Below are 16,518 nucleotides of genomic sequence, written 5' to 3'. Positions count from 1 at the left end.
GCACCGGCCGACGAACTCGCCGACCTGGTCGAGAAGGCGCGCGGCTACGCACGCGGCGCCAGTGCGGAGAAGACCCGCACGGCTTACCTCTCGGACTGGAAGGACTACGTTGTCTGGTGTGGTCGGCGCGGCGTGCCCGCGGTGCCGCCGAGCCCGCAGTCGATTGGCCTCTACATCACCGACCTCGCGACCGGCGGGGGAGGGCGGGCGCAGCCGTTGAATGTCAGCAGCATCGAGCGGCGCCTCAGCGGCCTCGCCTGGGGCTGCCGGCAGCGCGGTCACGTCCTCGACCGCCAGGACCGCCACATCAAGGAGGTCTTCGCCGGCATCCGCCGCAAGCACTACCTCCCCCCGAAACAGAAGGCGGCCGTGCTGGCCAACGACATCATCGCCATGATCGGCACCCTCGACACCGGTCTCGCGGGGCTGCGCGACCGGGCGATCCTCCTGGTCGGTTTCGCCGGCGGACTGCGCCGCAGCGAGATCGTCGGCCTCGACCACGGGGAAGGGGAGACCGACGAAGGTCTGGGATGGCCCGAGTTCCTCGACGGCGGCATGGTTCTGCGGATCAAGGGCAAGGGGGATCGCTGGCGCGAGGTCGAGATCGGCCGAGGGTCGAGCACCCGGACCTGCCCCGTGGCCGCTCTCGAGGAGTGGCTCGCGATCGCCCGCATCGTCCATGGGCCGGTGTTCCGCAGGCTCAGCACCAACGGCAAGCGGGTGCTGACCGAGCGTCTCGCCGACCAGTACGTCGCGCGCCTGGTGAAGCGCACGGCGATCGCCGCCGGGATCCGCGGCGACCTAACGGAGGGTGCGCGCCGCGAGGCCTTCGCCGGGCACTCGCTGCGCGCCGGGCTCGCGACGGCGGCCGAGGTCGATGAGCGCTGGGTGCAGCGCCAGCTCGGTCACGCCACCGTCACCATGACCCGGCGCTATCAGCGCGAGCGCGATCGGTTCCGGGTCAATTTGACGAAGGCGGCAGGGCTGTGAGCGGCATTCGAGGTCTGTGGGCGGTCTTGATCGTACTAGGGCAGAGCCCTATATTCGATGATGACTGAGTCGCCGATTGTCCTGGTCGAAGTCGAGCCGTTCACGGTGCGTGCCCGTGAGCTCTGGAGCGAAACGGAACTGGAAGCGTTCCAGGACTTCATCGCCCGCAACCCGCTGGCGGGAAGCCTGATCCCGGGACCGGAGGTGTTCGCAAGGTGCGGTGGGCGGCATCCGGACGCGGCAAGCGCGGCGGCGCCCGGGTCATCTACTATTTTCATGACTATGAGATGCCGCTGTTTTTGCTCACCGCATACGCGAAGAACGTCGCTGACGATCTGACGGCACCGCAGAAGCGGGGTATTGCCGAAGCGGTGACTACTCTGGTCGAGCACTACAGGAGGGCGTGATGCCGGCGAACCGGAACATCGGTGACGAGATCCTCGAGGGCCTTGACAACGCGACAGCCTACGCCCGCGGCGAGCGCGGGAAGGGCCGTGCCACGGTCGTTGACGTGCCGCAGGAGGTCGATGTCAAGGCGATCCGTGGGCGGCTCGGATTCACGCAGGTGGAGTTCGCGAACCGGTACGGGTTCGCGCTGTCGGCGGTTCAGGAGTGGGAGAAACGCCGACGCCGGCCGGATCGTGCGGCCCGGATCCTGCTGAAGGTGATCGAGCACGACCCGGATGCCGTCGATCGAGCCCTGGCCAGCTGAGAGAAGCGCCTCGATCATGGTGGGGCGCTGCTTCAAGGCCCTTCTCGCCGTCCGGTTCAACGGTCAGCAAGAGAAGGTGCCGGCTCTTCGGCGCTTCAATCTGCGAACAGCGGCAGCTCCACCGTCATCGAAATCGGGGTTCCCGTACCACTTCTGCAGAGAGTGCCGCTAAGGAATATGCGTGATTTCAAGATGTTGCGGGGTGCCTGATTCGCGCTCTATCAGTTTTTCCTTGAGAAGCAGGTTTCAGGCCCGGCGAGCGCGCTGTCGGACCAGATTGTGCGATTCCTCAATCCGGAAGCGCATCACCCCGTTCGTGTTGATGCGCTTGTAGGCGACGGGTGCGATCCGTGCCCGGTGAGCGTCGGGGTAGAGAGCTGGCCCGCCCTCCGTCACGATGCGCTGCATCTGCTCGGCATTCCAGGCCATCACCGCCTTGGTGAGCAGGGTCAACGCGCCAGAGATCGCCGTCATCTCCTGGCTCGTGCTGCCGCTGGCCAAGGACGTCGACGACTTCACCTTCGACAGCACACCGGTCAACGAGGCCCTGGCACACGATCTGGCGGGCGGTGATTTCCTCGCCCACCAGCGCAACGTTGTCCTGGTCGGCGGCACCGGCACCGGCAAGACCCATCTGGCGATCGCCATCGCGCGCGCCGGCGCCCGCGGCCGCTTCTGCAACGTCGTCGACCTGGTGAACCGTCTCGAGGCCGAAGCCCGGGCCGACCGGCAGGGCCGCATGGCCGACACCCTGTCGCGCGTCGACTTCATCGTCCTCGACGAGCTCGGTTAGGCGACCGCGTCCTGCCGATTGACGAACCGATCGCCGAAATGTGGGCCACAATGAACGTTCCCGACCCGCTGCCGTTCATCGACGGGCTTCTGGCCGCGACCACCAAGGTCCACGGCCTGACACTCGCTACCCGCAACGTCAGTGATGTTGCTCGGACCGGCGTATCAATTGTTGATCCGTTTGCCGCATAAGATTCCGATCATGGCGACGACGTCTGCGGCCAGCACAGCCGCCTGCTCGGTTGGGCCGCTGTGCTCGACGGCGGCATGATCCTGCGCGTCAAGGATATGGAGAAGTACCAGAAAGCTTGGGACTCTCGGCATTGCTGGGCGCCGGTCCGGTCTCTACCGGCTGGTATCCCCGCGTGGTCGTCAATCCAGAGGCTCAACCCGAATCGGTCCTCGCCGTATAGCGCCCCAAGCTTTCTGGTGCTTCCCGTGATGGTCGTATCCGGGTCGCAGCCCAACTGGCGGAGCGCGGCGGTGATCAGACGGTGGGGTGGGTCGAGCGCCGCGATGACACCGCCGAAACGGCGGATCCGCCGGTCGCCCGCCGTCGCGACCCCGATCAACACCTCATGGTGGCGAGGCCCGCCCGGCGCGCAGCTGCGCACGAAGGTCGTGTCCATGCCGAGGTCGATCGACCCTGCGGGCGCCACGACCGCTGGGGCTGCGGGCTGATGCCGGACCGCGATGTCGCTCGCGACGTCGAGAACACTCTGCCGCACGGACTCCGCACATCCCGCCCGATGCCAACGGGAAGAGCTCCCTGATGAGCCCGGCAGCCGCGCGGAAACTTATCCAGGCACCGAGACGTGCCAGCAGCTGCCGGTACTCCGTGGTCGAGCGCGCCGATCTGATCAGCAGTGTCGGAGGGGACTCCCGGGCCGACACTCACGAGGCGGGGGACGCGGATCGTCAACGTGCCATGAAGGCTCTGGATCGCGCGAAGCCGATAGTCTTTCAGCCGCAGTGTCGGGTCGAGCCGGCGCAGCCCGTCGGCCTTCGTCCGCAGAGCTGCCTCCTGGAGCGCCACGACGGCGCGCTGAATGTCACCGAGCATCCGCTGCGCGGAACCGTGGTCGAGACCGATGTCCTCGACGCTCGCCGGAGCGACGATATCGCCAAGCGACGCGACTTCGATACGGCGTTCCGCCGAGCCGGTCTCCACCAGTTCGAGCTTCCAACCCATCCCATGCTCCCGACACGACCGATCGACCGGTTATCCACCTGACGCTGGCTGAGTTGTCGGCGAAGCACGGCATTCATCAGACGATGAGCGTCGACCGGAGGCGCCTGATGATCGACCCGGCGCATGCGCATCTGTCGATCGTGCGGCAATGCGGGTTGGTCTCGATCAGCCGGTCGGCGTTCTACTACGCGCCGATCGGCGAGACGCCGCTGAATCTGGCGCTGATGCGGCTGATCGACGAGCAGTTCCTGGAGACGCCGTTCTATGGCGCCCGTCAGATGGCGCGGCACCCGCGGCGGCGAGGCTATGTCGTCGGTCGCAAGCGCGTTCGGCGCCTGATGGCGAAGATGGGCCTGACGGCGATCTACCAGAAGCCCAGGACGAGCGAGCCGCATCCGGCGCATCGGACCTACAAGTATCTGCTGCGGCACTTGGCGATCGACCGCCCGAACCAAGTTTGGTGTGCAGACATCACCTACATCCCGATGCGCCGCGGCTTCCTGTACCTGGTGGCCATCATGGACTGGGCGACCCGCAAGATCCTGGCGTGGCGGCTGTCGAACACGATGGATGTCGAGTTCTGCATCCAGGCGCTGGAGGAGGCCGTGGCCCTGTTCGGCGTGCCGGAGATCTTCAACACCGACCAGGGCAGCCAATCTAAGAGCGCGTGATCGGAACGCCACGGCGTACTTTGCGGCTTGACTTGGTCCATCGCCCCGGCGACGGGACTTCGCTTCGGTCCGGCGATTTGCGTACCGGCCCGAGATCCTCGGTCTCTCCCTGCTATCAGGTCTGGTGACCCATCTCGCCACACGCTTTGTCGGGATCAAACACAGTGCCGTCGATCCACGTCCGCTGCAGAATCAGGGCGAGCTTGCGAGCGAGCGCCACCTTCGCCCTGTTTATGCCGGCGCGCTTGGCGAGCCTCGCCGCCCAATTCTTCAGAGCGCCGCCCTTGATCGGCCGTGTCAGGATGACGTTGGCGGCCTCATAAAGCGCCGTGCGGACTGCGCCGTCACCGATCTTCGTGATCCTGCTGGTGACGTTGGTTTCGCCCGACTGGTACTTCTTGGGCGTCAAACCGAAATGCGCACCGGCCATCTTCGAGGACCTGAACCTCAGGGGATCGTCGATGGCCGAGACGTAGGTCAATGCGACGATTGCCCCACCCCCTGGCGCCGACATTAACAACCAAACCCGGGTATCCTCACGGGCGATCCTTCGCACCCGCTTCTCGTAGCCGTCCAGTTCGCGCAGCAGCGCGGCACGGACAGCGAGAAGCGCCTGAGCCACGACGGTCAGCGTGGCATGGCCGGCGACCAGCGCCGCGATCCGATCGGTTTTGACCAGAATCGCCTTGGATGCATCCCAAACGTGCCGGGTCTCCAGGAGCTCCGCTGAAAGCCCAGGGTGTCGCATCGCCGCGAACAGCCACTGGAATAGCGGCCCGGCCCCCAAGCCGACCCGCTCGAGGGACAGCCCGAGAGCCTTGAACCAGGCAACCAGCTCGCCCGGATCGCTGGCCACCTTGCCCTCCCGAACGATCTTGCCGTCTGTATCCACAACGCAAATGCTCGACCATTCCAACGAAACGTCGATCCCGGCGTAGTGCTTCCTGACCGTCCCTCATAAGTGCTTGGAGCGGGCCTATCCCGTCTCCGGCCGTTGCAGACTTCAGCTTGAGGGACGATCAATCCGCCCACCAGTTCTCGGGCCGGCGCGTTCCAACATCCAAACAACGCTAGCGCAGAACAATCGGCGAACACCTCGATTCCGCCACCAGTCTCCTGCCTGGGCTTTCGGCCCGAAGCACACACTTGGCCGCGCGCGACGGTTTGACAGCGTCATCCCCACGTTTGGAACTGTCTCCTCGAAGACAGACGTAACTGTCTAAGTATTGGCTAAGAAGTGTAGTGCATTATGCTAATTTCTTGATTTCAAACAGTTTTGACTTCCGTGCCGCTTCCTTCTATTGGGAGACGCTACGTCGTGAAAGCGCGCTGAATGACCCTGACCGCAACCGTCCTTCTCGCCTTCGGCATGTCGATGGACGCCTTCGCCGCGGCGATCGGCAAGGGTGCGACCCTACATCAGCCGCGATTCCGTGAGGCGCTCCGGGCCGGCGCGATCTTCGGGTTCGTTGCAGGCGGGACACCCCTCATCGGGTGGGGGCTCGGCCTCGTCGCCAGCCGGTATATTGCCGCTTGGGACCATTGGATAGCCTTCATCTTGCTAGGGTTCCTCGGCGCCCGGATGATCTACGAGGGGATCAAGCGGTCCGAACGAATGCCGCAGCGTGCCCAGCGTCACTCCTTTGGCCTTCTCATCATGACCGCAATTGCTACCAGCCTTGACGCCATGGCCGTCGGGGTCAGTTTGGCCTTCCTGAACGTCAACATCCTGAACACTGCCGCCGCGATCGGTCTTGCGACCCTAGTCATGGCAACTGCCGGTGTCCTGGTGGGACGCTTCCTTGGGCCGGTGTTCGGCCGTTCGACCGAAGTGGTCGGTGGCCTGATCCTCATTGGCATCGGCGCAAATATCCTGATTGAGCATCTTTCCGTGTAGGTCGAGCCTGGGGACCTGCGTGTCGTAGGTTCGACTTCAGGGTCCGTCGAGGCCGCAATTGCCCATCATTTGATCCTGCCACCGACTACACTCCCGAAACGGATGGTTGTTTGCGCGTGGCCCCCTTTATGTCCGTCTTCGGGGCGTATCGAGTCATCCTGTTCGGCGAAGGTATTTGACGGTTTCCCACCTTATTCAGCCAGTCACGCTGGTCGGCTGATCCCGAGGCGCCGCATCTCGCGGTAGACAGTGGAGCGTCGGAGCCCGAGTTGTCGTGCCGCCTCATTTGGCGACACCTTGGCCTCGATCAGCTTGATGGCTGCCTCGACCTTCCTCTCGTCAAGCGGTTGCCGGCCAAGCCGTTTGCCCCGCCGCTGGAGACGTTCAAGCGAGGGCGCGACTTCGCAGCGTGGCTCGGGCTCGTGCTGATATAGCACTCAACCGGCGGTAAGCAGAGGTTGGGTAGGATATCGAAGATGGGACAGCGCGACATCCGTCGGCTGTTGATCGTCAGGGCGATGGCAGTCTTGCAGTGGGTTTCGCGGAAGGGTTCGATGGCCGGATCGTGGATCAACCGAATGGTGGCCCGTATGCCGAGCAAGCGCGGAGCGATGGCGCTCGCCAACAAGATGGCACGAGCCGTTTGGACCATGCTGACGAAGCATGTGAACTACCGAGATCCGGCGATAGCTCGGGCCTGATCCCAGATCGGTGGTCTGTCGTCGGTGTGTCCGGGATGTGAGGAGGTCAATGAACAACAAGAGCAATTGATCGATAAGATCGAGACCGGGAAAAGCAAATGGGTAGCCGGAGCCTTCGCACTCGTTGAACTGATCTGTACCTAGTCCGCGTATCTCCATGCCGGCCTGCGGCATGTAAAGCGCGGCATATTGAAGGCCTGACACATGACCGCACTCGATCACATGCCCAAAATGATCAAGACCGACTTGCGTCAACGGGGGTATCCGCACGTGGTTGCCCTGGTCGGTGTTAATGATTTCCGGCGCGCCGAACTGCGCCAACGCGTCCTCCAGGACCTGGATGTAGAACTCGGCATTCATAGTGTTCGACCGCCGCCGCGCACCGGGATGTAGGTGATATCGGCGCATTCGCTGCCCGGCAGGCGATGCTTGCATCGCCGCCAGCATCCTCGCCGCCGCCGGCTTCACCCGGGTGCCCAACGTCCCCGGCAGCTGGAAGGCATGGAAGAGCGTCGGCTACAACATCGAAGATTCGACGAGAGGCAGGAAGGACTTCATGCTGGACATCATCCGGATCGACGAGCGCTACGCCGTCTCCAAGTTCGCTCCGGTGGTCGACGAAGGCTTCAAGTCGATCGTCAACCTGCGAACGTCGGACGAGAAACAGGAACTTGGCCCCAACGCCGATGGCTGGATTGTCGAGGAGCAGGGGCTCTCGTATCTCCACCATCCGGTCTCCGTCGACAATCTGTCCGACCAGGTCATCGACCGATTCCGCGAGAAGTTCGAGGACATGCCCGGCCCAGTGCTGGTGCATTGCGCCAGCGGCAAGCGCTTCGGCGCCCTGGTGATATTGCACATGGCGGTCGAGCAGGGACTGTCCGGACAGAAGGTCATCGACAAAGCCGCCGAAATGAGGTTCGAGTGCGACATCTCTCAGCTTGGGAGCTTCGTGCGGAACTACGTCAACCGGCGCACGGCGGCGTAGCGTTGTTCCGAGTTGCGCAATCTCATGGTTGCAGGTCGATGCCGTACTCGCGGTAGCCCCGGCCGGCGGCAGTGCCGCTGCGGTCTCGGGCTCTGCTTCATGCTGGGCTTCGCCACGGTGTTCGTGGTGCTCGGCGCCATCCGGACAGTAGGGGCGGCGTCGGCGACGGGCGGCGGCGGAGTGTTGCTGCTCGGCATGTACGCCGCCGGGCTCGGCATGCCGTTCCTGCTCGCCGCCGTCTTCACCGACGCGCTCGCAGTGCGGTTGCGCGCCATCGGGCGGTACGGACGGATGCTCCAGGTGCTCGCCGCAGTCGTCATGGTCCTTATGGGCGTGGCAATGGTCACCGGCCGGCTCTCGACCTTCTCGTATTGGCTGCTCGAAGCCTTCCCGGCCCTCGCGGCGTTTGGCCAACACGTTTCTGCTATCGAAAACGTCAGGTCATGAGGTTCTACGAAGCTCGCATCCTGCTGCATATCACCCACCTTGGGATGCGCAACCGCACACTCCTCTCCTACCGGGAGCGCTCTTAGGCGCCGAAGGCCGTGTACTCGAGATCGGCATCGGCCCGGGCCTCAACCTGCCGCTCTACGGTTCGCAAGCAAAGGAGGTTCTCGGGCTCGACCCGTCGTCGCGGCTGATCGCCATGGCCGAGCGCGCCGCGCTCCGGTTGGCGCTGCCGGTGCGCTTCATCGAGGGCACAGCAGAGGCTATCCCGCTGGAGCGGGGAAGCGTCGATACGGTGCTGACGACTTGGACGCTCTGCACCATTCCGGCCGCCGTTCGGGCCCTCGAGGAGATGCGCCGGGTGCTCAAGGCCCGCGGCCGGCTGCTGTTCGTCGAGCAAGGGCTGCCCACGGAAGACGGGGTGCGCGGATGGCAGGGCCGACTGACCCCGCTCCGGAAGCGGATCGGCGGCGGCTGCCATCTGAACCGGCCGATCTGGAACTTAATCGAGACCGCGGGGTTTGAAATCACGCGGATCGAGACGGGCTGCGCATTGGGACCGAAGCCCATGCACTTCACGTACGAAGGCGGTGCGCGTCCGGCATAGAGTTCAGGCATGGGTCTCAGCGACGCCCGTCCTGTCTTCGGAACGGGAGCGGACGATGCATGACGAGAAAGACATTGTAATCGTTACCGGGAGCAGCGGCTTCATCGGCTCGGCCGTGATCGAGAAGCTCGCCAGGCGCTTCACACTTGTCGGATTCGATCGGGACATCCCGCCGCACCCTCCGCCCGCTGCCGAATGCGTGTGCGTCGATCTGACCGACGACCGGAGCGTCGCATCTGCGCTCGAGCGTGTACGCGTGGCTTACGGCACCCGGATCGCCTCCGTGATTCATCTCGCCGCCTACTTCGATCTTACTGGCGAGCCCAGTCCAAAATACGAGCAGGTCACCATCCGCGGCACGGAGCGGTTGCTGCGCGCCCTGCAGTCGTTCGAGGTCGAACAGTTCGTCTTTGCCAGCACGTTGCTGGTGCACGCGCCGGGCACTCGAGGCCAGCCGATCGACGAGGACTGGCCGCTCGATCCGAAGCTTCCGTACCGGGAATCGAAGATACTGACCGAGCGGCTGATCCGTGAGCAGCGTGGCTCGATCCCTGCGGTGCTGGTGCGCCCGGCCGGGGTCTACAACGATTTGTGCCACTCCGCCTTTCTATCGCGCCAGATCGCCCGGATATACGAGCGGAAGCTGGTCAGCCACGTGTATCCGGGAGACCTCGAGGTCGGGCAGCCCTTCCTGCATCTCGACGACCTGGCGGACGCCCTGCTCGCGATCATCGAGCGTCGCAAGGAGTTGCCGCCGGAGCTGCCGCTGCTCCTCGGCGAACCCGAGACGACGAGCTTCGGCGAGGTCCAGCGCCTGCTCGGCCGGTTGATCCATGATGAGGAGTGGGCGACGCGGCAGATCCCGAAGACGCTGGCCCGAACGGGCGCGTGGGTCGAGGACGAGATCCTGGACGAGGAGCCGTTCATCAAGCCGTGGATGGTCGACATCTCGGATGACCACTACGAGCTCGACATCGCGCGCGCGCGGACCCTGCTCGGCTGGCAGCCGAAACACGCGCTCGGCGATACGCTTCCGAAAATGGTCGAGGAACTGAAGGCCGATCCCTTCGGCTGGTACAGGGCGAACAAGCTGAACGAGGCGCGCGTGGCGGCGTCCCGGGTCGAGGCGGAGCAGCAGCGGGAAGCAAAGAGCAAGAGTGATCCCATCGTGCATCACGAGATGCTGCGTGAGCACACGGCGAGCATGCGGCGCATGCATTTCGACATGCTGTGGGTGCACTTCTTCAACATCCTACTCGGCGTCTGGCTCGCCACGAGCCCGTTCGTGTTCGGCACGTTTGAGGAGGCCAATTTCCGAAACGCTGTGTTGCGTGTCACCGAGGAGCGCGGGCTGTGGGATCCAGCACTGCGCAGTACCCTGACCGCCTGGAGCGACCTGGTCAGCGGCCTGCTGATCGTCCTGTTCGGATGTCTCTCCCTCTCGCCCCGGCAGCAGTTCAGATGGGCGCCCTGGGCCAACACGGTCGTCGGCATCTGGCTGTTGTTTGCACCGCTGGTGCTCTGGACGCCGAGTGCGGCCGTATATGCGAACGATACGGCGGTCGGTGCGCTGGTGATAGCGTTCGCGATCCTCGTGCCGATGATGCCCGGCATGAGCCACGAAGGCATGATGGACCCGTCCGACATGCCACCCGGCTGGACCTACAGCCCCTCGACCTATCTGCAGCGCCTGCCGATCATCGCGCTTGGTGCGGTCGGATTCTTCATTGCCAGGTGGCTCGCCGCCTATCAGCTTGGCCATGTCGACAACGTGTGGGAGCCGTTCTTCCCGGGCGATGCCGCGCGCAACGGGACGGAGTTCATCATCACCTCCGATGTCTCGAAGGCCTGGCCGATCGCCGACGGTGGCCTGGGCGGCGTCAGCTACATGTTCGAGGTGCTGATGGGCGTGATGGGCGGACGCGCCCGCTGGCGGACCATGCCGTGGATGGTGCTCCTCTTCGGTATCGTAGTCGTGCCGCTCGGGGTGGTCAGCATCTACTTCATCATCATCCAGCCGATCGTGATTGGCACCTACTGCACGCTTTGTCTTCTCGCCGCGCTCGCGATGCTGATCATGATTCCCTACTCGCTGGACGAGCTTGTGGCGATGGGGCAGTTCCTGATCCTCAATACTAGGCGCGGCCGCCCGTTCTGGCGGGCGTTCTTCATGGGCGATGCCCTGTCCGGCAGCGGCATCGACAAGCGGCCCGATTTCGGTGCGCCTTTTGCTTCCATGATTGCCTCCGCCGCCCGCGGCGTGACCATCCCGTGGACGCTCGTCGCCAGCGCTCTTCTGGGACTCTGGCTGATGTTCAGCCGCCTCGTACTCGGCACCGAGCCGCCAATGGCCGACAGCGACCATCTGGTCGGCGCCCTCGTCATCACAGTCGCGGTCAGCGCCATGGCCGAGGTGGCGCGGCCGCTACGATTTATCAACGTCCTGTTCGGTCTTTGGCTGATCGCGGCACCGTGGCTTCTCGCCGGCGCCGGCGCGCTCGCCGCGGCCCTGGGCATGATCGTCGGTATCCTGTTGATCGCGCTTAGTCTGCCGCGCGGCTCGAGGAGCGGCGAGCACTACGGCAGTTGGGACCGATACGTCGTCTGAAACCGGGAGAAGGATTGTTCCCGATGGGCGGATGCCATGACCCGAGCGGATTATGTGAGGTCGAGATGCTGGCGGCGGCCCGACGCAGCACCATGAACGAGGAGGCCAGCGTAAGGGCGGAGCCCAACGGTGCTGGCTTTTGATCTATCGCGAGGAGACGGCCGATGATGATGGATTGCATGCAGGGAATGGGCTTGGGAATGGGCTTGGTAGGGCTGCTGGTTGTGGTTCTGGTCGTCCTCGGCGTTGCAGCGCTCGTGAAGTACCTGATGTCGATGCGCACGTGAGGTGCGGCAGCGTCGACAGCGATCCATCTTGACCACAATTGCCAACACGCCGAGCGGTCTCCGGGCGAACGGACCAGCGGACTCTCGATGCACGAACCTCAGCCGACCACAGGCGAACTAGGGACTGCGCCTCAAAATTAGCTCATTCAGAGTTCAGCAGTCCCACCCCGAAACGGTGCGCGTTTGACCGCTGCCCGAACTCGAAGGCCTCCTCGAGCGACAGCAGGATCGTCCCGGGGTGCTCGAGCCGCCAGCGCTCGCCGGTCGCGCGCGACACGTGGAAGAACATGTGGTTGCACGCGGACGCGATCACGCAAGCCGCCGACGCGACGTCCCAGGCCTCGGGCCGCACGATGGACGCAACGGCAGCGGCCGGTTCGACGGCTTCCACGCGCCGCGGCGACACGGTCAGGTGGATAGCCTGTCCCGTCACGGGATCGTGCGTCTCGACCTGTGCCGTCCGGTCGAGCAGCGCCGGGAGGAACAGCGTGTCGTAGGCACACCACGTCCACAGAGCGCGGCCGTCGACGATCATCCGATGTGGTGTCTCGGTCACCGAGAGACCCATGAAGCCGCGTATCCGGCCGTCCTCGGCGGCAAGAACGAAGCGCGTCAGCCTCGAGGCCTTCACCAGGTCGTCGGCCGCCTTCACGGACGTGCGGAGGGCACGGGCGAAGTCGTCGACCGCGACCGGCTCGCCCCGGGCCAACTGCCGGAGCAGCACGAGCCCGGCTCGCCGCTCGGCCGGAGTCGGCACCGGCGCGCGGCGCAGGGCGGACACCTCCCACAACGCATCGACGGCCGAAGTGTCGGTCTGTGTCATGGCGGTTGTTTCCTCTGCTTCACCGAACATGGATGATTGCGGCCCGAGCCATCTTTCGCTTTCGCTTCGATCGCTCGCCTATCCGGCACAGCAAGACAGCTTGGCGACGTCTCGCTCGAAACCCTGGGCGGCCAGCTTCAGGCCCTCGACGGTCGTCAGGTATGGGAAGATCGTCTCGCCGAGCGCCGCCGCAGTCATGCCGTGCCGGATCGCCAGGACCGCCGTCTGGATGCTGTCGGCCCCCTCAGGCGCCAGGATCTGGGCGCTGAGCAGCCGGTCGCTGTCGGCGTCGGCAACCAGTTTGATGAGCCCGCGGATGTCCCGAGCCGCCAGCGCCCGGGGCAGCTGATCGAGCGGCAGGACGGATGTCTTGACGCGGTGCCCGGCGGCCCGGGCGGCCGCCTCGGACAATCCGACGCCGGCGACCTGCGGATCGGTGAACACGATCCACGGAATCGCGCTGTCATCGTAGCGCAGGCGATCGCCGTCGAGGGCGTTCAGGGCGGCGATCTTCGCCCCATGGGCCGCCATGTAGACGAACTGGTCGCGGCCGGTGACGTCGCCGGCGGCGTAAACACCGAGCCTCGAGGTGCGCATCCGGTCGTCGACCACAATCGCGCCGGTGGCGGTGAGGGTGACGCCGGCGTCGGGCAGCCCCAGCTCGGCCGTATTAGGTCTCCGGCCGGTGGCGATCAGAACCTGCGCGGCCGCGATGACGTCCCGCTGACCGCCGGTCTCGATCTCGAGGGCGACGCCGCCTTCGGAGAGACCGATGCGGCGGTATTCGAGACCGGTCCGCACGGCGATCCCCTCATCGCGGAGATAACCGGTCAGCGCGTCCGAGATTTCGGGCTCGGCGCCGGGCAGCAGGCGGTCGCGGGTGACCAGCGTCACCTGCGTCCCCATCCGGGCAAACATTTGTGCAAGTTCGCAGCCGATGTAGCCACCCCCGACCACGAGGAGCGAGCGCGGCAGCTCCGCAAGCTCGAGCGCGGTCGTGCTGGTCAGATACGGAATCCGCTCCAGGCCGGGAATGTCGGCGCCGGCCGGCGAGGCGCCGGTTGCCAGGACGATGCTCCCGGCCTTTAAGGTGTCGCCGTTCAAGGCGAGCCCGGCACCGCTCAGTCGCGCGACGCCCTCGAGATAGTTGATGCCGTCGTAGGCCGGGAGGAGGTCGACATACTTCTTCTGCCGCAGCCCGGCAACCAGGTCGTCCTTGGCCGCGATCAGATCCGCCCAGTCCGTGAGGTGGGCCTCCCCGACGAGCCCCGCAAACCGGCTCGCTGCGTGCCCCGCGTGCAGCGCCTCGGCGGCGCGGATCATGGTCTTGGACGGCACGCAGCCGACGTTCACGCAGGTGCCGCCGATGGTGCCGTGACCGACCAGGGCGACGCGGGCACCCTTCTCGGCGGCGGTGATCGCCGCCGAGAAACCCGCCGACCCGGCGCCGACGACGGCGAGATCATAGCTTCCGGCGCGGACGGCGCCGGGCGTGCAACAGTCGGACATTTCACGATCTCTCGTTGGTGGGTTGAGCGTCTCTCGAGCAGCACGCCAGTACCTGCCGCCGTCGCCAAAGGCCGTAGCCGGTGATCCCGAGGAAGATGGCGAGTGCCGGGAACAGCACGTAGTCGAGCCAGCCGAGCCAGGCCGACAGGCCGACCGCCCCGAGCAGGATGACGAGTATCGGCGTGAAGCAGCAGAGCGCCGCCACGACCGACCCGGCAACCCCGGTCTTGATGATCGTCGCGTCCTTCATGGCGCCCGCCTTACCCGGCCGGCCGCGCCGGGTAGCCGGCATCGGTGGACGCAGCCGCGATCGCCTCGGAGGTCGCCACCGCCGGATTGAAGGTCACCGTGGCGGTCTTGGCGCCGAAGTCGATCGTGACCGAGCGAACGCCTTCGACCCGCTGCATCGCGGTCTTCACCGTCAACGGGCAGAGCGCGCAGGTCATGTTGTCGACCGCGAAGGTCCTGGTCTCGACGGCCGCGGTCTGCGCCACGTTCGACTGGGCGGCGAGCGGTGCTGCCGCGGTCACGGACAGCGCCCCGGCCGCAACAAGCGTCAGCCCGCAGGCAGCAATGACGAGAGGTCGATACATCGGTTCGTTCTCCGTGCGGTGGGACGGTCAATAGAGGAATGGGGCCCACCAGTTGATGGTGAGCGCCAGCAGCACCAGGGCCGTGGCCGCCCAGAGGGCGGCCTTGGTGACCAGCGCCGACTGCGGGCGTGCGCAATAGGAGCCCTCGGCGCACGCGGCCTGGGCCTTGAAGTACACCTGCCGGAAGCCGAGTCCGACGAAGATGAGCCCCACCCCGGCGAACCAGAGCTTGTAAGGCTCCAGCACCGTCAGGTTGCCGATCCAGGCACCCGACACGCCGAGCGTGACGAGCAGCAGTGGGACGATGCAGCAGGATGACGCGAGGACTGCACCAGCCAGCCCGCCGGTCGCCAGCCATCCCCTCCGGCGGCTCTCGCCGGTGTCGGGCCGAATCAGGGTGTCGGATTGCGTATCGGTCATGATCTTGGGCCTCGATCTTCGACTGATCCCAGGCTAGGGTCTGTAGTCGGTACAGGCTCAAGGGGTGTCGTGCGATGGGCGATCACATCTCCGGGAGCGGGCTGCAGCGCGCCGAGCTCGCCCGGCGCACCGGCTGCAACCTCGAGACAATCCGCTACTACGAGAAGATCGGCCTGATGCCGGACCCGCCGCGCACTGCCGCCGGCTACCGGGTCTACGGCGCCGGCCACGTGTCACGGCTGCGCTTCATCCTGTGAGCCCGCGAGCTCGGCTTTCCGATAGAGGAGCTGCGCGGCCTGCTGTCGATGGTCGACGAGCACGACTACACCTGCGGCGACATCCAGGCCATGACGGTCGCGCATCTGAAGAGTGTGCGGGACCGTATCCGCGACCTGCAAAGGCTCGAACGCACGCTGTCGGCGATCGCCGAGAAGTGCAGCGGCGACGCTGTGCCGGAGTGTCCGATCATCGACGAGATGCTCGGCGACTGAAGCAATGTCATCGGTGCGACTCGGCTTCGTAGTCGACGAGGATCGGCTCAGCCGTGCGCTCACGTTCGCGCGTGCGGTGCCAGCAGGATGATGGCGGCGCCCAGGACACAGACAGCCGCGCCGACTAGGTCCCAACGATCGGGTGACTGCCCCTCGACGGCCCACAGCCACGCCAACGACGCGGCGATGTAGACTCCGCCATATGCCGCGTAGGCGCGCCCGGCGAACGCCAGATCGACCCGGGTCAGAAGGAAGGCGAAGAGCGCGAGCGCGACGAGCCCTGGCATCAGCCACAGCGGGCTGCGGTCGAGCCGCAGCCAGGCCCAGAAGGCGAAACACCCGGCGATCTCGGCGACGGCCGCACCGAGATACACGGCGAGCGACGGCAGCGCGGCGCTCACGGAGCTGGCAGCGATGAGCCAAGGCCGGGTCCGGTCGCGAGCGTGCGGCGGCTAACAGCGTCCAGTCTTGCGCTCCTCCGCTTCCGGCTCGGCGATGTCTCTGACGTCGGCGACGTGACCCACCATATCGCGGATGATGCAGCGCGGCTCGACGAGGCAGACGACGGCGATACGCAGCCGGTTTGGGTCGCCCAGCATGCGGAAGATCTCGGCGAGCTCAAGGGCCTGCTCCTCTGCAAGTCTCGGTTCGGACATGAACAAGTCCACAAACACTCTAGATGTTTAGTCCCGGCATGTGATGGATTGGGTCGAGTCTGAAGCGATCTGGGCGCTCGGTCCATAGCTTGCAGATCGCCTCGTACGGCGTGAGCCCGTTGAGCGTTTTGAGG

General features: G+C 65.4%; 22 protein-coding genes and 5 pseudogenes. 17 read left to right on the top strand and 10 right to left on the bottom strand.

Going from position 1 to position 16,518, the window contains the following annotated elements; genetic code table 11:
* The 3 genes from RIC54_RS10000 to RIC54_RS09990 all read left to right on the top strand — a co-directional run.
* The coding region (locus RIC54_RS10000; RefSeq protein WP_350150993.1) for a tyrosine-type recombinase/integrase at positions 1-990 on the top strand (990 nt) is incomplete at its 5' end.
* Positions 991-1,112: 122 nt separating this feature from the next.
* Complete coding sequence (locus RIC54_RS09995) at positions 1,113-1,397, top strand: type II toxin-antitoxin system RelE/ParE family toxin (RefSeq protein WP_350091570.1); 285 nt, start codon at positions 1,113-1,115, stop codon at positions 1,395-1,397.
* The gene (locus tag RIC54_RS09990; protein WP_350091555.1) at positions 1,397-1,702 is read left to right on the top strand and encodes a helix-turn-helix domain-containing protein; all 306 of its coding nucleotides are present in this window, start codon (positions 1,397-1,399) and stop codon (positions 1,700-1,702) included. Before RIC54_RS09995 ends, RIC54_RS09990 begins: the two co-directional genes overlap by 1 nt.
* A 246-nt stretch (positions 1,703-1,948) precedes the next feature.
* On the opposite strand, the gene RIC54_RS09985 is transcribed toward RIC54_RS09990, so the two are convergent.
* Entirely contained in the window at positions 1,949-2,176 is a 228-nt protein-coding gene (locus RIC54_RS09985; RefSeq protein WP_350091552.1) for a Tn3 family transposase, read from the bottom strand.
* Positions 2,177-2,189: 13 nt separating this feature from the next.
* Between RIC54_RS09985 and RIC54_RS09980 the strand changes: the two are divergent.
* The 4 genes and pseudogenes from RIC54_RS09980 to RIC54_RS09965 form a co-directional block, all read left to right on the top strand.
* Positions 2,190-2,492: pseudogene (locus tag RIC54_RS09980) on the top strand (ATP-binding protein); the annotation flags it as partial.
* Between the two features lie 53 nt (positions 2,493-2,545).
* Positions 2,546-2,686 carry a PIN domain-containing protein gene (locus RIC54_RS09975; protein WP_350091549.1) on the top strand — a complete coding sequence of 47 codons (141 nt, stop codon included), beginning with the start codon at positions 2,546-2,548 and terminating at the stop codon, positions 2,684-2,686.
* 736 nt (positions 2,687-3,422) lie between these two features.
* Positions 3,423-3,728 (top strand): hypothetical protein, encoded by a 306-nt coding sequence (locus tag RIC54_RS09970; RefSeq protein ID WP_350091546.1) that lies wholly within the window; start codon positions 3,423-3,425, stop codon positions 3,726-3,728.
* 35 nt (positions 3,729-3,763) lie between these two features.
* Positions 3,764-4,351: pseudogene (locus RIC54_RS09965) on the top strand (IS3 family transposase); the annotation flags it as partial.
* A 121-nt stretch (positions 4,352-4,472) separates the two neighbouring features.
* On the opposite strand, the gene RIC54_RS09960 reads toward RIC54_RS09965, so the two are convergent.
* The gene (locus RIC54_RS09960; protein ID WP_350091567.1) at positions 4,473-5,285 is read right to left on the bottom strand and encodes a transposase; all 813 of its coding nucleotides are present in this window, start codon (positions 5,283-5,285) and stop codon (positions 4,473-4,475) included.
* Between the two features lie 405 nt (positions 5,286-5,690).
* Between RIC54_RS09960 and mntP the strand changes: the two genes are divergently transcribed.
* The 8 genes and pseudogenes from mntP (at position 5,691) to RIC54_RS09920 (ending at position 11,892) form a co-directional block, all read left to right on the top strand.
* Entirely contained in the window at positions 5,691-6,254 is a 564-nt protein-coding gene (mntP, locus tag RIC54_RS09955; RefSeq protein WP_350091543.1) for a manganese efflux pump MntP, read from the top strand.
* Between the two features lie 338 nt (positions 6,255-6,592).
* Positions 6,593-6,955 (top strand): annotated as a pseudogene (locus RIC54_RS09950) (transposase); the annotation flags it as partial.
* Between the two features lie 204 nt (positions 6,956-7,159).
* The gene (locus tag RIC54_RS09945; RefSeq protein WP_350091573.1) at positions 7,160-7,348 is read left to right on the top strand and encodes a hypothetical protein; all 189 of its coding nucleotides are present in this window, start codon (positions 7,160-7,162) and stop codon (positions 7,346-7,348) included.
* A gap of 163 nt (positions 7,349-7,511) precedes the next feature.
* Entirely contained in the window at positions 7,512-7,943 is a 432-nt protein-coding gene (locus RIC54_RS09940; RefSeq protein WP_350091540.1) for a protein tyrosine phosphatase family protein, read from the top strand.
* A gap of 99 nt (positions 7,944-8,042) precedes the next feature.
* Entirely contained in the window at positions 8,043-8,390 is a 348-nt protein-coding gene (locus RIC54_RS09935) for a hypothetical protein (RefSeq protein WP_502989677.1), read from the top strand.
* A complete protein-coding gene (locus RIC54_RS09930) occupies positions 8,350-8,997 on the top strand; it encodes a class I SAM-dependent methyltransferase (RefSeq protein ID WP_350091537.1) in 648 nt (215 codons plus the stop codon). Before RIC54_RS09935 ends, RIC54_RS09930 begins: the two co-directional genes overlap by 41 nt.
* Before the next feature lie 55 nt (positions 8,998-9,052).
* Positions 9,053-11,605, top strand: a complete 2,553-nt coding sequence (locus RIC54_RS09925; RefSeq protein ID WP_350091534.1) for an NAD-dependent epimerase/dehydratase family protein — start codon at positions 9,053-9,055, stop codon at positions 11,603-11,605.
* Between the two features lie 164 nt (positions 11,606-11,769).
* Entirely contained in the window at positions 11,770-11,892 is a 123-nt protein-coding gene (locus RIC54_RS09920) for a hypothetical protein (protein WP_350091531.1), read from the top strand.
* Between the two features lie 142 nt (positions 11,893-12,034).
* Here the strand turns inward: RIC54_RS09920 and merB are convergent, their stop codons facing one another.
* The 5 genes from merB to RIC54_RS09895 all read right to left on the bottom strand — a co-directional run bounded on the left by merB (position 12,035) and on the right by RIC54_RS09895 (position 15,237).
* On the bottom strand, positions 12,035-12,715 hold the full coding sequence (gene merB / locus RIC54_RS09915; RefSeq protein WP_350091528.1) for an organomercurial lyase: 681 nt from the start codon (positions 12,713-12,715) through the stop codon (positions 12,035-12,037).
* Positions 12,716-12,793: 78 nt separating this feature from the next.
* Positions 12,794-14,224 carry a mercury(II) reductase gene (merA, locus tag RIC54_RS09910; RefSeq protein ID WP_350091524.1) on the bottom strand — a complete coding sequence of 477 codons (1,431 nt, stop codon included), beginning with the start codon at positions 14,222-14,224 and terminating at the stop codon, positions 12,794-12,796.
* A 1-nt stretch (position 14,225) separates the two neighbouring features.
* Positions 14,226-14,474, bottom strand: a complete 249-nt coding sequence (gene merF, locus RIC54_RS09905) for a mercury resistance system transport protein MerF (protein WP_350091521.1) — start codon at positions 14,472-14,474, stop codon at positions 14,226-14,228.
* Positions 14,475-14,484: 10 nt separating this feature from the next.
* The gene (locus RIC54_RS09900) at positions 14,485-14,817 is read right to left on the bottom strand and encodes a heavy-metal-associated domain-containing protein (protein ID WP_350091518.1); all 333 of its coding nucleotides are present in this window, start codon (positions 14,815-14,817) and stop codon (positions 14,485-14,487) included.
* A gap of 27 nt (positions 14,818-14,844) precedes the next feature.
* Positions 14,845-15,237 (bottom strand): mercuric transporter MerT family protein, encoded by a 393-nt coding sequence (locus RIC54_RS09895; protein WP_350091515.1) that lies wholly within the window; start codon positions 15,235-15,237, stop codon positions 14,845-14,847.
* Positions 15,238-15,311: 74 nt separating this feature from the next.
* Here RIC54_RS09895 and RIC54_RS09890 point away from each other — a divergent pair, with 74 nt between their 5' ends.
* Positions 15,312-15,494, top strand: coding sequence for a MerR family DNA-binding transcriptional regulator (locus RIC54_RS09890; RefSeq protein WP_350091512.1), 183 nt, complete (start codon positions 15,312-15,314; stop codon positions 15,492-15,494).
* Positions 15,495-15,506: 12 nt separating this feature from the next.
* Positions 15,507-15,728: pseudogene (locus RIC54_RS09885) on the top strand (MerR family DNA-binding protein); the annotation flags it as partial.
* Positions 15,729-15,787: 59 nt separating this feature from the next.
* On the opposite strand, the gene RIC54_RS09880 reads toward RIC54_RS09885, so the two are convergent.
* The 3 genes and pseudogenes from RIC54_RS09880 to RIC54_RS09870 form a co-directional block, all read right to left on the bottom strand.
* A complete protein-coding gene (locus RIC54_RS09880) occupies positions 15,788-16,117 on the bottom strand; it encodes a YnfA family protein (RefSeq protein WP_350091561.1) in 330 nt (109 codons plus the stop codon).
* Between the two features lie 63 nt (positions 16,118-16,180).
* Positions 16,181-16,384, bottom strand: coding sequence for a hypothetical protein (locus tag RIC54_RS09875; RefSeq protein WP_350091509.1), 204 nt, complete (start codon positions 16,382-16,384; stop codon positions 16,181-16,183).
* 19 nt (positions 16,385-16,403) lie between these two features.
* Positions 16,404-16,518 (bottom strand): annotated as a pseudogene (locus tag RIC54_RS09870) (IS481 family transposase); the annotation flags it as partial.

Source organism: Thalassobaculum sp. (assembly GCF_040219215.1).
In the GTDB taxonomy this organism is placed as follows: Bacteria; Pseudomonadota; Alphaproteobacteria; order Thalassobaculales; family Thalassobaculaceae; genus Thalassobaculum_A.
This window is presented reverse-complemented; position numbering and strand designations above follow the sequence as displayed.